Origin of the sequence: Clostridium septicum, assembly GCF_003606265.1 — a bacterium.
Lineage (GTDB): Bacteria > Bacillota > Clostridia > Clostridiales > Clostridiaceae > Clostridium > Clostridium septicum.
Genome location: NZ_CP023671.1, coordinates 22,496 through 36,856, shown reverse-complemented (window position 1 = coordinate 36,856; position 14,361 = coordinate 22,496). Strand labels below are relative to the sequence as shown.

Here is a 14,361-nt window from a genome sequence, read left to right as displayed (position 1 = left end):
TCTTATTTGTTATAAATATATAGATTGTGAGGAAGAATAATGAAATTTTTAAAAGAAATAAGCTCTATTCCTACAAATGATGAAGATTTATTAGAAAGTGTAAATAATCTAACTACTTATAAATTCAATTTTATTAACTTATTAATAAAAATATCCATATCTATAATATATGCTTTTGGACTTGGATATAGCTTATTCTATTGTAACGGCAAAATTATTAGTACGTTTATTAGGTTTTTAATGCTATTTTTATTAACCTACTACTTAATTAAAGTTTTACATGAATTTATACATGCTTTAACTTTACCTAAAATATTTAGTAATAATGTTAATTTACTATTTAATTTTAAAACCTTATCGGTTAATGTTTATTCTAATTCTTCTGTAAGTAAATATAGAATAATTTTCTTTTTACTTATTCCTATAATAATTTTAACTTTTATTCCAACAATATTAAGTTATTTATTAGGTTTTAATATATATTTATATGTATTAGCTTCTGTAAATGCAATATTATCTAGCAAAGATATTCTAAATTTAATTTTAGTAATTAAAAATATTAATAATGATTATAATATACTTATTAAGCCAAATAAATTATACTATAATAAAAATACAGGCAAAGAATAACTTTGCCTGTATTTCTTATAGTATTTTATTTAAAGCAATAAGCACACCTATCTTCACATGATCAAAGGTTAATCCACCTTGTAAATATGCAATGTAAGGCTCCCTTATAGGTGCATCAGCAGATAATTCAATGGATGATCCTTGAATAAATGCTCCAGCTGCCATTATAACTTCGTCAGTATACCCAGGCATAGCCCATGGCTCACATTCTACAAAAGAATCTATAGGGGAACCTTTTTGGATTCCTTTACAAAAATTAATTAGATTTTCCTTATTACCAAATTTTATTGCTTGTATTATATCGCTTCTTTTATCCGTAGGTTTGGGTAATACTTCGAAACCTGCAAGTTCCATTATTTTAGCACAAAATATAGCTCCTTTTACTGCTTCTATAGCTACATGAGGAGCTAAAAACAGACCTTGATATAATTGTCTCATTACTCCGAAAGTAGAACCACATTCACCGCCAATACCAGGCGTTGTTAATCTAAAAGCAGCTTGTTCTACATATTTTGTCTTTCCAGCTATATATCCCCCAGTAGGTGCTATACCCCCACCTATATTTTTTATTAATGATCCTGCTATAAGATCTGCTCCAACATCCGTTGGTTCAATTGTATCTATAAGTTCTCCATAACAGTTATCAACAAAAACTACAACATCTTCTCTTAATTCTTTAACAAACTTAATAACTTCTCCTATTTCAGAGACTAAAAATGAATTTCTCCATCCATATCCAGTACTTCTTTGTATATGAACAAGTTTTATACTTTTATCTGAGTTTAAAGCTTCCTTTATCTTTGCCAAGTCAAATTTTCCGTCTTTTAAATCTATTTGTTTATAATTAACACCATATTCTTTTAAAGAGCCTATATTCTCTTTGCCACTAATTCCTATTATATTATGTAATGTATCATAAGGTGCTCCTGAAATAGCAAGCATTGTATCTCCAGTTCTTAAATTTCCCATTAATGCACAACCTATTGCATGAGTTCCATTAACAAAATGAGGCCTAACAAGAGCAGACTCAGTATTAAATACTCTTGCATAAACTTTATCTAATGAATCTCTTCCTATATCATCATACCCATATCCAGATGAATTAGTAAAATGTGATTCACTAATTCTTTCTTCTTGAAATGCAGTTAATACTTTTAATTGATTATATTCTCTTATTTCATCATAAATTTTGAATTCATTTTCAACCTCTTTAAGGGCTTTTTCATATAAATCTAAAGTTTCTTTCTTAAAATTATAAGTTTTTTTCATTAATTCTTCTGTTAAATTTAACATTTAGTAATGCTACCTAAATTTATAAGTAGCTCCTCCTCTCTAACTAGAAATCCTATATCATTTAAATAATACCATATAATTAGAAACTTAACCAGCATTTAACTTATATTCATATAAACTAATAAAATTTTTACAATAAAAAAGCAAAGAAGTACTTTGCTTTTTTTATTCTGACTCATTAAATAATATTGATTTTCCAGGTGTAATTGTAGTAATTGCATGTTTGTAAATTAACATTTGTTTTCCATCTGAATCTAAAACTACTGTAAAGCTATCAAATCCTTTAACAAATCCTTTAAGTTGAAATCCATTGGATAAATAAATAGTAACTGGAATTTTATTTTTTCGTGCTCCATTTAAAAAAATATCTTGTAAATTATTTACTCCCTTATTCAAACTACACACCTCCTAAACAGGAATATATAATAATTATACCTAATTATTTAGTAAACTCTCTAATTATTTCTGAGAATATATCGTCATCGCTTAAAATATCTTTATCTTTAAATTTAGCTCTTGGATCTCTCTTAAACCAAGTTATTTGCCTTTTAGCATAATTTCTTGATCCTTGTTTAACCATATCTATTGCTACTTCTAAAGAAAGTCCCTCTTCAAGATGATATAATATTTCTTTATATCCTATTCCTTGCATTGATTGTATAGATGAATTATATCCCATTTCCTTTAATTTTATACATTCTTCTAATAATCCTTTTTCCATCATAATATCTACTCTTTTATTTATGCGATTATATAACTTTTCTCTATTCATATTTAAAACATAATAAAAAACATCATATTTACTTTTATAAAAGTCATCTCCAGCATTAAATGAACTAAAAGGCTTACCTGTTAATTTATATACCTCTAAAGCTCTAATAACTCTTTTTCTATTGTTATAGTGTATTTCTTTAAAACTTATAGGATCTATATCTTTTAAATTATTATGAATAAACTTATTCCCTTTTTCATCAGCTAATTTTTCAAGATATTCTCTATACTCTTTATCATTTCCAGCTTCTGTGAAATTCATATTACATGTTAATGCATTTATATACAATCCAGTTCCTCCAGTTAAAATAGGTACTTTCCCACGGCTTATAATATCATCTATACATTTAGATGCCATTTCTTTATAATCTGAAACTGAAAATTCTGTATCAGGTTCTACAATGTCTATCATATGATGTTTAATTCCATCCATTTCATTTTCCGAAATTTTAGCTGAACCTATATCCATATGTTTATAAATTTGCATAGAATCTGTTGAAATAATTTCTCCATTAAGTTTTTTAGCTAATTTTATTGATAATTCAGTCTTTCCTACTGCTGTAGGCCCAGCAAGAACTAGTATTTTTTCTTTCATTAAATTCTCCTTTATTATTAATCCTTAACTTAAATTATTCTTCTAAATTTTTTATCTAATTCATATCCAGTAAATTTCACTATAACAGGTCTTCCGTGAGGACAATGAAAAGGATCATCTATATACCTTAAATCATTTAGTAATTTTTCCATTTCTATATTATTTAAATAATCATTTGCTTTAACTGCAGCTTTACATGCCATAGTTGCTATTTTATTGTATTTCACTTCAGAAGTTTTCCCAGATCCTAACCCCTTTAAATTATCTAATATTTCTAAAAATAAATTTTTAGCATCAAGCTTTCCTAAAAAATAAGGAACCTCTTTTAAAGATAGAGTATTTCCACCGAAATTTTCTATTTTAAAACCTGCATTTTTAAAAACTTCTTTATTTTCTTCATAATAACTATAATCATCCAGTGTTAAATCAATAAGATTTGGAATTAATAATGGTTGAACTACTATACTTCCACTTTCAATATTATTTAAATATTTTTCAAATAATATTTTTTCATGAGCAGCATGTTGATCTATCATATATAATACTTCGTCATACTCTCCTAAAATATAAGTTTTATTAAATTGTCCTATTATTCTAAGCTTTGGAAACTTAGGTAATCTTTCTTTTGTATTTACTTCGACTTCATTTTTAGAATAACTTTCTTCATTTTCAATTTTACTATTTTTTAAATTAATCGGTACCTCTACTTTTGTTGGCATATTAAAGTCTCTATTTATAATTTTTTCTTCTTTTAAACTTCTTAATTTATTGTAAATCTCCTCTTCTTTTTGTATATCATCACTAGACACTTCTCTTGGAATATTAACTATATCTTTTTTATCATCTATTCCATCAAATAATGGCATATTTATATGATTTTTATGCTCATTTATTGGCTCTTTATAAGCCATTTCAAAGGATATATTCTTAGATTCATCTTTATAAATATAACCTTCTTCCTCTTCCTTAATAGAAAAAGTGTTAAAAACAGCTTCTTTAAAAGAACAATGAATACAATCGAAAACTCTTTTAAATATTAATCTTTCATCTTTAAATTTAATCTCAGCCTTAGTTGGATGTATATTTACATCTACAAATTCCGGATAAACTTCTACAAATAATACAAAGTAAGGAAATTTATTTACCGTTGCAAAAGATTTAAAAGCATTTTCTACTGCTGCAACAATAGTTTTATTTTTTATATATCTTCCATTTACAAATATGCTTTGATTATTTCTAGAACCTCTTGCAATTTCCTCTTTACCTATATATCCATATAAAGATAATTCATCTCCATTGGACTCAAAATAAATTATATTTTCACTAATCGTTTTACTGTATAAGTTTCTAATAACATCTTTTAAGTTTCCATTTCCATATGTATGGATTAACTTTTTTCCATTACTATATAACTTAAAAGATATATTAGGATTAGATAATGCAATTCTTGTTATTATATCGTTTATCAATGCTGTCTCACGGGAAGTAGTTTTTAAAAACTTTTTTCTAGCAGGTACATTATAAAACAAATCACGTACTTCTATAAAGGTTCCTTTATTCATACCTACTTCATTAGTTTCTAATAATTCTCCTCCTTCTATTTTGATTTCTTTTCCAAAATTCTCATCTTCCTGTTTACTTTTTAATAATATCTTGCTAACAGAAGCTATAGAAGGAAGTGCTTCTCCTCTAAATCCTAATGTATTTATAGAATATATATCTTCTACTGTACTTATTTTAGAAGTAGCATGTGGTAAAAACGCCTTATTTATATCTTCCTTATGTATTCCATTGCCATCATCTATAACTCTTATTAGTAAAATTCCACCATCTTCAATTTCTATAGTTATATTCTTTGAATCTGCATCAATAGAGTTTTCTACCAACTCTTTAACTACAGAAGAAGGTCTCTCAACAACTTCTCCTGCTGCTATTTTATTAGATGTATTTTCATCTAATAAATTTATCCGTTTCATTAAACCACCTCCATTACTTAAATTTCTTGGCTTCCAATACAAATTTATATAAGGTGTTCATAGCTTCCATAGGAGTTAATCCCATAACATCTATATCTGCAATATTATTTACAAGATTTTCTTTTTCAAGCATAGTAAAATCCATTTGATAATTATTTCCTATTTCTTTATTAGGTACTTTCTCTTCAACTTTACAATTATCTATAGCTATTTCAGACTTAAATATTTCTTTTTTATTTTCTTTACTTAAATCAGTATTTCCCTCTAAAGATTCTAATATTTCCTTTGCCCTATTAATAACATCTATAGGTAATCCTGCAAGTTTAGCCACTTCAATACCATAAGATTGATCTGCTCCACCCTCTATTATTTTACGAAGAAATATAATATTATCATCTATTTCTTTTACTGCTACAGAATAATTTTTAACTCCATTTATTACGCCTTCTAACTTAGTTAATTCATGATAATGAGTTGCAAATAAAGTTTTACATTTAAGAGATTTATTATTTGAAATATATTCTATTACTGACCAAGCTATACTTAAACCATCATAAGTAGATGTACCTCTTCCAACTTCATCTAATAAAACTAAACTTTTAGATGTAGCATTTTTTAATATATTAGATACTTCCCACATTTCCACCATAAATGTAGATTTTCCACCTGCTAAATCATCTGAAGCACCTATCCTTGTAAATATCTTATCACATATTGATATATTCGCTTTTTTAGCTGGTACAAATGATCCTATTTGAGCCATAAGAGTAATTAATGCTACCTGCCTCATATAAGTAGATTTACCAGCCATATTAGGTCCTGTAATTAAAAGTAATTGATTATCTCTTTGGTTTAATGTTGTATCGTTAGCTACAAATTCTCCATTTGAAATAACTTTCTCAACAACAGGATGCCTACCATCTTTTATGTCTATAATTCCCTCTTCATTAATATTAGGTTTAACATAATCATTTTCAACTGATACTAAAGCTAAAGTTGATAAAGAATCTAAATTACCAATAATTTTAGCACTTTTTTTAAGTCTTGATATTTCTTTTTCTACTTTTTCTCTAATATCTATGAAAATATCATATTCTAATGAAATTAATTTTTCTTCAGCTCCTAATATTTTCTCTTCCATTTCTTTTAATTCTTGAGTTATAAATCTTTCTGCATTTGAAAGAGTTTGTTTTCTTACATATCTGCCTTCTGGAATTGAATTATAATTTGCCTTTGATATTTCTATATAATATCCAAAGACTTTATTATATCCTACTTTTAATGACTTAATTCCAGTAAATTCTCTTTCTTTATTTTCAAGAGATGCTATCCACTCCTTCCCATGAGATTTGGCTTTTCTTAGCTCATCTACTTCTTGGTTATAGCCATCTCTTATTATATTACCTTCTTTTAAAGCAATTGATGGATCATCTAATAAAGCATTTGATAATAACTCTCTAATATCTATAAGTTCATCTAATTCATTAAACCATTCTTTAAGCAATGGAGAAGTACATTCTTTAAGTTGTCTTTTAATGCTTGGAATCTTCTCTAAAGAAGTTCTTAATGATACTAGATCTTTTCCGTTTACATTTTTATTTGATATTTTTCCAACAATTCTTTCTATATCATAAATTTCTTTTAGACTAACTCTTAAATCTTCATTAAAAGAAATATTATTATATAGTTCTTCAACTCCTAATAACCTTTTTTCTATTTCTTTTTTTATTATTAAAGGCTCTTCAATCCATTTTCTTAAAGATCTTCCCCCCATAGAAGTAGCTGTTTTATCTAGTACCCATATTAAACTACCTTTCTTGGATTTTTCTTTAAGACTTTCCGTTAATTCTAGATTTCTTCTTGAATTACCATCAATAGTCATATAATTTATTATGTCATAATATTCAAGTGTATTTATATTAGTTAAGCTTATCTTTTGAGTTTCATGTATATATTTTAGTAATACAGAAGAGGATATATTAGCACAATTATCTAATTCCTCAATTTCAGATGTACTAAACTGTTCAACAAGCTCTTCTTTAGTACATTTGAAAACATTGAAATCTCTTTTAGTTATTAAAGCTCCATTTATTGATGAAATATCTTTTAAAAGACTTTCATTAATATTAATATCTACTATAATTTCTTTAGGATCTATTTTTGAAATCTCATCAAATAAAGTTGATTTTAAGCTTTTAAAGGAAGTTGTTTTAAACTCTCCTGTAGAAATATCTGAAGATGATATTCCAAATTTACCTTCCTCTTCCCATAATGCTATTATGTAAGTATTTTTATATTCATTATCTCCATTTTGATCTATATATGTACCTGGAGTAATAACCTTTATTACATCTCTTTTAACTATCCCTTTAGCAACTGCTGGATCTTCAACCTGTTCACATATCGCCACTTTATATCCTTTAGATACAAGTCTTGATATATATGAAGTAGATGCATGAAATGGAATACCACACATAGGCGCTCTTTCTTCTAATCCACAATCTCTTCCTGTTAATACTAATTCTAGTTCTCTTGATGCAGTTTTTGCATCATCAAAAAACATTTCATAAAAATCTCCAAGTCTAAAGAAAAGAACACAATCTGAATATCTTTCCTTTACCTCAAGGTATTGTCTCATCATAGGGGTTAATGCCATTTTAAATCCTCCGTATATTTTTAATTCATATAATGATATTCTAACATAAAATTATTTTTAAAATAAGTATAAATACGAGCTATTAAAATAATAGCTCGTATTTTTCAAATATTTTTCTCACCATATGCCATAATAACCAACATAATTATAGTTGAAGACTCTAAATTATAGAATTTATTATAACTTGATATAATTCTAGAAATTTCAGGGTTTTTAGAAAATATAGTATTTTGCATATTTTTAATACTACTCAAATCTTTAAATTTATCCATTCCTATAAGATCACTATGCTTAACAACAATCTGAAAATCTAAATTTTTAAAACCTGAATATTTTAATATCTTAATTAACTTTCTGCCTATATTTCTATCTCCACCTGAATTATTTTGAAATCTTGCCAAACTATTATTTAAATAAGGAATCAATTTTAATTCTGGATTCGTAACTCCCCATATACCATTATCTATATCAACAATAACTACTTTCCCACCTGGTTTTAACACTCTATATATTTCTTTTGTTGCTTTCAATGGATTATTAATATGCTGATATACAAACCTAACTAATACAAAATCAAAAGTATTATCTTTAAATGATGTATTTAAAATTGATTCATTGACAAAATTCAATCTATTTTTAAAAGTTCCCTCTAACCTATTTCTTGCTATTTCCATTAAATCATTATCCATATCTAAAGATGTAACAATACTATTTTGAAACTCTCTAAGTAAAAGCTCTGTTACAAATCCTGGACCACTACCGACTTCTAATATTCTCATCCCATCTTCTAATCCTAAATTTTTTAACATTTTAACTTCTTTATCCCATCCAATGTATGCTTGTTTTCTCAATCTAGAAATTTCAGTATTTAGTCCTATGGATTTATATATATCACTATATGACATTAGTACCTCCAAATTTTACTTACTCTATTGTAGTATACTAATTTAGATACTATTTGTTCATTAATTAAATAGGTTTAGAATATCCTCATCACTTAAAGAAATTAAAGCTTCAGAATTTGCTAAATCATCTCCTATTAATTTTGAAATTAATTTTCTTTTTTCATCTTGTAATGTTACTATTTTTTCTTCTATAGTTCCTTCTGCAATCATTTTAATAACTTCAACTACGTTTTGCTGACCTATTCTATGAGCTCTATCTGTAGCTTGATCTTCAACAGCAGGATTCCACCAAGGATCAAAATGAATTACTATATCTGCTGATGTTAAATTTAAACCTGTTCCACCTGCTTTTAAACTTATAAGAAATACTGAATTATTGTCACTACTATTGAAGTTTTCAACCATTTCAACTCTTTTTTTTGCTTTAACAGATCCATCTAAATAGCTAAATTCAATATTTTCTTCTTTCAGTTTAGTTGCTATATTTTTAAGAATTGATGTAAATTGAGAAAATACAAGTATTTTATGCCCTTCATCTATTCCTTGATTAAGCAGTTCTATAAGTGCATCTATTTTTCCACTTCCAGATGTATAATTTTCAATTAATAAAGATGGATCTAAACAAAGTTGTCTTAATTTTGTTATATATGATAATATTTCTATTTTACTACTTTTAAATTCATCATCTTTAACTTTCTTAGAAATAAGTTCTACTGCATGTTTAGAAAATACTCCATAAACTTTTTTCTGTTCATCATTTAATGGTACAATAAGTCTCTTCTCTATTTTACTTGGTAACTCTTTAATAACTTCCTTTTTATATCTTCTTAAAATAAATGGTTTTATAAGTCTATTGAGATCATTTAATATTTCAGGACTTTCTTTAAGTTTTTTATAATATCTAACACTAAATCTTTTTTCATCATAAAGGTAACCAGGCATTATAAAATCAAATATAGACCAAAGTTCCATTAATGAATTCTCTACAGGTGTACCTGTTAATGCAAATCTTGTATTTGCATTTATTCTTTTTACAGATTTTGAATTTTGAGAGTTATAATTTTTTATATACTGTGCTTCATCTAAAATACAGTAATCAAATATTTTATCACTATATAAATCTATATCTCTTTTTAATAAATTATATGTAGTTAAGATAATATCAAAGTTATCTTTATTTTTTATTATTTCTTCTCTTTCTTCTTTAGTTCCATTAGCAACTGCAACCTTCATAGAAGGAGCAAATTTCTTAAACTCTAAACTCCAATTATAAATTAAAGAGGTAGGAGTAATTACTAATGAGGATTTACCTTTATTTGATAGTAAAAAAGTTATCATTTGAATAGTTTTTCCAAGCCCCATTTCATCACCTAATATTCCTCCGAACCCTAAATAATCTAAAGTTTTCAACCAATTATATCCTTGTTTTTGATATATCCTTAAATTAGCTTCTAAATCACTAGGCTCTTTAAATTTTAATTTATCTATAGACTTAAATTTATTTTTAATTTCAGATAACTCTTTTTTACCTTTTATATATCTTATTTTATTATCATTTAAATAATAGTCTACAAAAACTCCCTTATTTTTGGGAAAAATAACTTTATTATTTTCTATATTATCTACATCAGAAACTACATCTAAAAGTTTTAAAAAACTTTTAAGTTCTATTTCTTCTAAATCTAAATATTCTCCACTTTGCAATTTATAATATTTTAAATTATCTCTAAAAGCTCTTAAAATATTAGAAGTTTCTAGAGGTGTAATGTCTGCTAACTTAAAATCCATTTCGAAATAATTATATTTACCTGTTCTTATTTCTCCTTTAATATTCTTAGATGATATATTTTTTATACCTTTAAAATTTTCAGAATAAAAAACTTCACCTAATTTTTGAAGCTTTTCTACTTCACTTTTGAAAAATCTAAATATATAATCATCACCCATAATTAAGTAAAATTTATCTAAATTAGATTCAAACCCTAAAGATCTTAAAGTTGATAAAACTACCTCTTCTTTCTTAGAATCTCTGTATATTATTTTTTCTTCAAATTCATCAAATATATTAAACTCATATTTACCATATGTAACTTTTACTATTAATGATATATTGTTATTTTCTTTGTCAAAATAAAACTTAAATTTTACTTCTTCCGAAACAACCTTATTCCTAATATTTTTTGATAATACTAATTCGTTAGAAATTAAATTAATTTCTGGGATAAGATTTAATAATATTTTCTTTTCATCACACTTAGGTAAAAAAATGCTTTTAGTATTATTAAAAACCTCAAAATATGGAGCTACTTTATAACAAAAATCATAACTAGGTATATAAATTGTAGTTCCCTTTAAAAATATATCTTCTTTATCACTTAAAGTCTCTGGAAGAGAGTCTTTAATACTTAGTATATACTGCTCTTTTAAAAGTTTTAAATCAAAATATATTTCAGGTGAAGTTGTTAAAATTTCTGCTTCTACAGGCCTTAAATAAAAACCTTCATTTAAATAAACTCTATGCTTTTGTATTATCAGCAAGAATTGTCTTATTAAATATTTAGGTATTGTAAGAGATTTCCCATCTATATATTTATCCTGTCTTCTTGAAAAAGAAGCAGTATTATCTAATTCTTTTACTAACTCTATAAAATCTATAAGAATCCTATCTTTTGTTGTAAGCTTTTGTTTTTTTATATCAAAAATAAACTCTTTTCCATATTTCACTGGTATCTTATTGTAATATGCTGTTAAGAATTGGTTTAAATCCTTTAATACATATAATTTATTGGATGCCATACCTTTGGTTCCAATTTTAAAATCAACTGTTATTTTATTGTTAAATCCTCTTCTATTTATATATACATCTATTTTTATCTCTTCAGTTATCTTTGTATTTGCTAGCAAAATATCTAAAGTACCGCTAGTATTTTTTTTAAATATCTCATTTGTAACTGTATTTGGAATTAATTTTTCCTTTATAAGAACATTTTTATCTATTTCTTGCATAAATTTATAAAAAGTCGCATTTAAATGCTTGCAACAATAATTATCATTATTAAATTCATGATTTTCATAATCTGCACATGTGCAGTATGTAGAAATTATAGATTTATTATTAATATCAACTTCAATTTTTGTAGAATACTCACTAAAAAAATTCTCAGAAATTACCCTTCCTACTATACAAATAAGTTCATCTTGAATATCCGTAATTATATTTGATACAAGATCATTTTCAAAAACTCTTTTTCCCCTTAAATATCTTTTTCCAGATGTATCCCTTTTAAAATTTTCTAATAATATTTGCTTTATCATCTTAATCCCCTCTATATTGAACTATCATTTAATTATAGCAAAAAGAAGTAGCTCTTGCTACTTCCTATATTTTAGTATATTTTAGTTTTCTTCCACACATCTACTATATTTGAAAAACCGTCCTCAATAGAGGATACATATTTATCAAATTCCATTGAACTAATCTTTAATCTATTTACTTTCTTTATATATTCTCGAATATTATTTTTAAATATATTGTGACACCATGCAGTAAAAACACTACAATTATTTTTATCAACGATTGTTATAGGTATCTCATTTTGAAATAAAAGTAATTCTAAATTCTTTCTATCAGTATCATTTGAGTAATTATACCATCTTCCATAAATTAATTTATCACTATCTGCAAATTTAAATAAAATTAATAAAGCCGCTTGTCTATTAGAAAAGTATGATATATCTTTAATATCAATTATTAAATTATCTTTTATTTTCTTTATATTAATATCTGTTTCCTTAAGAAAAAAAGTTGAAAAAGTAATGTCATCCTTAAAGTTACATATATAATTTGTAAGATTTCCTGCTTCAATATCTTTTAATTTTTCATAAACCATAATATACCCCCGTATAACTATATATTATAATTATACTATAGGGGCATATAAACTTTAATCTGTATTTAATGACATATATGTTCTATTTTATACAACTTCTCCAATTAATGAGAATGGTTGAGCTCTTACTATTTTAACATTAACTAAATCCCCTGCACTAACATCTTTTCCCTCAAAATTAACTAGTCTTCCATTTCTAGTTCTTCCTGTAAGCTTAGTTTCATCATTTTTACTTGGACCTTCTACAAGAACCTCAACTACTTTTCCTTCATACTCTTTATTTCCTTTAATAACACCTGCATTAATGACTTCTACTAATCTATTGAATCTTTCATGTTTTGCTTCATCTGGAACTTGATTTAACATCATATCAGCTGGTGTATTATTTCTTCTTGAATATATAAAAGTAAATGCTGATGAGTATTCAACTTCTTTTGCTAATTCTAAAGTTTCTAGGAAATCTTCTTCTGTTTCTCCTGGAAACCCAACTATTATATCTGTTGTAATAGTTACATCTGGAATCTCTGCTTTTATCATATTAATTAATTCTAAATAAGATTCTTTTGTATAGTTTCTATTCATTTTTTTCAATATTTTATTTGATCCACTTTGTACTGGTAAATGAACTTGTTCACAAAGCTTATCACATTCTTTTATAGCCAGTACAACATCTTTATTTAAATCCTTTGGATGAGATGTCATAAATCTTAATCTTTCTAATCCAGGTATTTCATTTATTTTTCTAAGTAATCCTGCAAATGTTATTTCTTCTTCTAATCCCTTACCATAAGAATTTACATTTTGCCCTAGAAGAGTAACTTCTTTATATCCACTTGATACCAAATCTTCTATCTCTTTTATTATATCTTCGGATTTTCTACTTCTTTCTCTTCCTCTTACATAAGGAACTATACAATATGTACAAAAGTTATTACAACCATACATTATTGTAACAAAAGCTTTAACATCACTTTTTCTATCTATTGGTAACCCTTCTATTATTTCAGTTTCCTTATTAAATATTTCTTTTACTTGAACACCTTCTGTTTTTACTCTGTTTAAATATTCTGGGAATTTATATGCATTATGTGTTCCAAAAATTATATTTACATGAGGGAATGTTTTTAAAATTTTATCTGCCATTCCTTCTTGCTGCATCATACAGCCACAAACAGCAATTATAAGATTAGGCTTCTTTTTTTTAAGATGTTTTAATTGACCTAAATTTCCAAAAACCTTATTTTCTGCATTTTCTCTAACACAACATGTATTATATATTATAATATCAGCTTCTTCTTGAGTTTCAGTTTCAGAATATCCACTTCTTTTTAACATTCCAGAAAGTTTTTCTGAATCCTCCTCATTCATTTGACATCCCCATGTTTCTATATAATATTTTAACTCTTTATTTTCTAACATAACAAATCTCCTTTGTAGTATAAACTATTCTCAAGGTATTATATCAAATTTGATGTTTAAAATAAAGTTTAGCCCTTGAAAATCTTTAATTCTTTATGAAAAATTGATAAAAAAATCTAGTAAATACAATTAAATAATTGATTCTAATTTTAGGCTAACATATGTATTTAATATTAATAAAATTATAAATAACAAATTAATATTAGTATTTTCTTACTAATAGACC

Annotated in this window: 10 protein-coding genes; 1 reads left to right on the top strand and 9 read right to left on the bottom strand. The window is 25.7% G+C overall.

The window, feature by feature from the left end; translation table 11 throughout:
* Positions 1-39: 39 nt before the first annotated feature.
* Positions 40-630 carry a metalloprotease family protein gene (locus tag CP523_RS00170; protein ID WP_066677395.1) on the top strand — a complete coding sequence of 197 codons (591 nt, stop codon included), beginning with the start codon at positions 40-42 and terminating at the stop codon, positions 628-630.
* Between the two features lie 15 nt (positions 631-645).
* Here CP523_RS00170 and CP523_RS00165 read toward each other — a convergent pair whose 3' ends face one another.
* The 9 genes from CP523_RS00165 to miaB all read right to left on the bottom strand — a co-directional run bounded on the left by CP523_RS00165 (position 646) and on the right by miaB (position 14,135).
* Positions 646-1,923, bottom strand: a complete 1,278-nt coding sequence (locus CP523_RS00165; RefSeq protein ID WP_066677396.1) for a methionine gamma-lyase family protein — start codon at positions 1,921-1,923, stop codon at positions 646-648.
* Between the two features lie 165 nt (positions 1,924-2,088).
* Positions 2,089-2,319: an RNA chaperone Hfq gene (gene hfq, locus CP523_RS00160; RefSeq protein WP_066677398.1), complete on the bottom strand. Its 231-nt coding sequence runs from the start codon at positions 2,317-2,319 to the stop codon at positions 2,089-2,091.
* Positions 2,320-2,362: 43 nt separating this feature from the next.
* Positions 2,363-3,289, bottom strand: a complete 927-nt coding sequence (miaA, locus tag CP523_RS00155) for a tRNA (adenosine(37)-N6)-dimethylallyltransferase MiaA (RefSeq protein ID WP_066677400.1) — start codon at positions 3,287-3,289, stop codon at positions 2,363-2,365.
* Between the two features lie 29 nt (positions 3,290-3,318).
* A complete protein-coding gene (gene mutL / locus CP523_RS00150; RefSeq protein WP_066677401.1) occupies positions 3,319-5,265 on the bottom strand; it encodes a DNA mismatch repair endonuclease MutL in 1,947 nt (648 codons plus the stop codon).
* Positions 5,266-5,278: 13 nt separating this feature from the next.
* On the bottom strand, positions 5,279-7,921 hold the full coding sequence (gene mutS, locus CP523_RS00145) for a DNA mismatch repair protein MutS (RefSeq protein ID WP_066677402.1): 2,643 nt from the start codon (positions 7,919-7,921) through the stop codon (positions 5,279-5,281).
* Between the two features lie 104 nt (positions 7,922-8,025).
* Positions 8,026-8,826, bottom strand: a complete 801-nt coding sequence (locus tag CP523_RS00140) for a class I SAM-dependent methyltransferase (protein WP_066677404.1) — start codon at positions 8,824-8,826, stop codon at positions 8,026-8,028.
* Positions 8,827-8,886: 60 nt separating this feature from the next.
* Positions 8,887-12,141, bottom strand: a complete 3,255-nt coding sequence (locus CP523_RS00135) for a DEAD/DEAH box helicase (protein ID WP_066677406.1) — start codon at positions 12,139-12,141, stop codon at positions 8,887-8,889.
* Positions 12,142-12,212: 71 nt separating this feature from the next.
* Positions 12,213-12,716 carry a hypothetical protein gene (locus tag CP523_RS00130; RefSeq protein ID WP_066677407.1) on the bottom strand — a complete coding sequence of 168 codons (504 nt, stop codon included), beginning with the start codon at positions 12,714-12,716 and terminating at the stop codon, positions 12,213-12,215.
* Between the two features lie 87 nt (positions 12,717-12,803).
* Positions 12,804-14,135: a tRNA (N6-isopentenyl adenosine(37)-C2)-methylthiotransferase MiaB gene (gene miaB, locus CP523_RS00125; protein ID WP_066677408.1), complete on the bottom strand. Its 1,332-nt coding sequence runs from the start codon at positions 14,133-14,135 to the stop codon at positions 12,804-12,806.
* Positions 14,136-14,361: the final 226 nt, after the last annotated feature.

What these genes read in the sequence shown, in the direction of transcription:
- CP523_RS00140 (WP_066677404.1), bottom strand. Translation starts at nt 8,826, where the DNA reads ATGTCATATAGTGATATATATAAATCCATAGGACTAAATACTGAAATT.
- miaA (WP_066677400.1), bottom strand. Translation starts at nt 3,289, where the DNA reads ATGAAAGAAAAAATACTAGTTCTTGCTGGGCCTACAGCAGTAGGAAAG.
- miaB (WP_066677408.1), bottom strand. Translation starts at nt 14,135, where the DNA reads ATGTTAGAAAATAAAGAGTTAAAATATTATATAGAAACATGGGGATGT.
- mutL (WP_066677401.1), bottom strand. Translation starts at nt 5,265, where the DNA reads ATGAAACGGATAAATTTATTAGATGAAAATACATCTAATAAAATAGCA.
- CP523_RS00130 (WP_066677407.1), bottom strand. Translation starts at nt 12,716, where the DNA reads ATGGTTTATGAAAAATTAAAAGATATTGAAGCAGGAAATCTTACAAAT.
- mutS (WP_066677402.1), bottom strand. Translation starts at nt 7,921, where the DNA reads ATGGCATTAACCCCTATGATGAGACAATACCTTGAGGTAAAGGAAAGA.
- CP523_RS00165 (WP_066677396.1), bottom strand. Translation starts at nt 1,923, where the DNA reads ATGTTAAATTTAACAGAAGAATTAATGAAAAAAACTTATAATTTTAAG.
- CP523_RS00170 (WP_066677395.1), top strand. Translation starts at nt 40, where the DNA reads ATGAAATTTTTAAAAGAAATAAGCTCTATTCCTACAAATGATGAAGAT.
- CP523_RS00135 (WP_066677406.1), bottom strand. Translation starts at nt 12,141, where the DNA reads ATGATAAAGCAAATATTATTAGAAAATTTTAAAAGGGATACATCTGGA.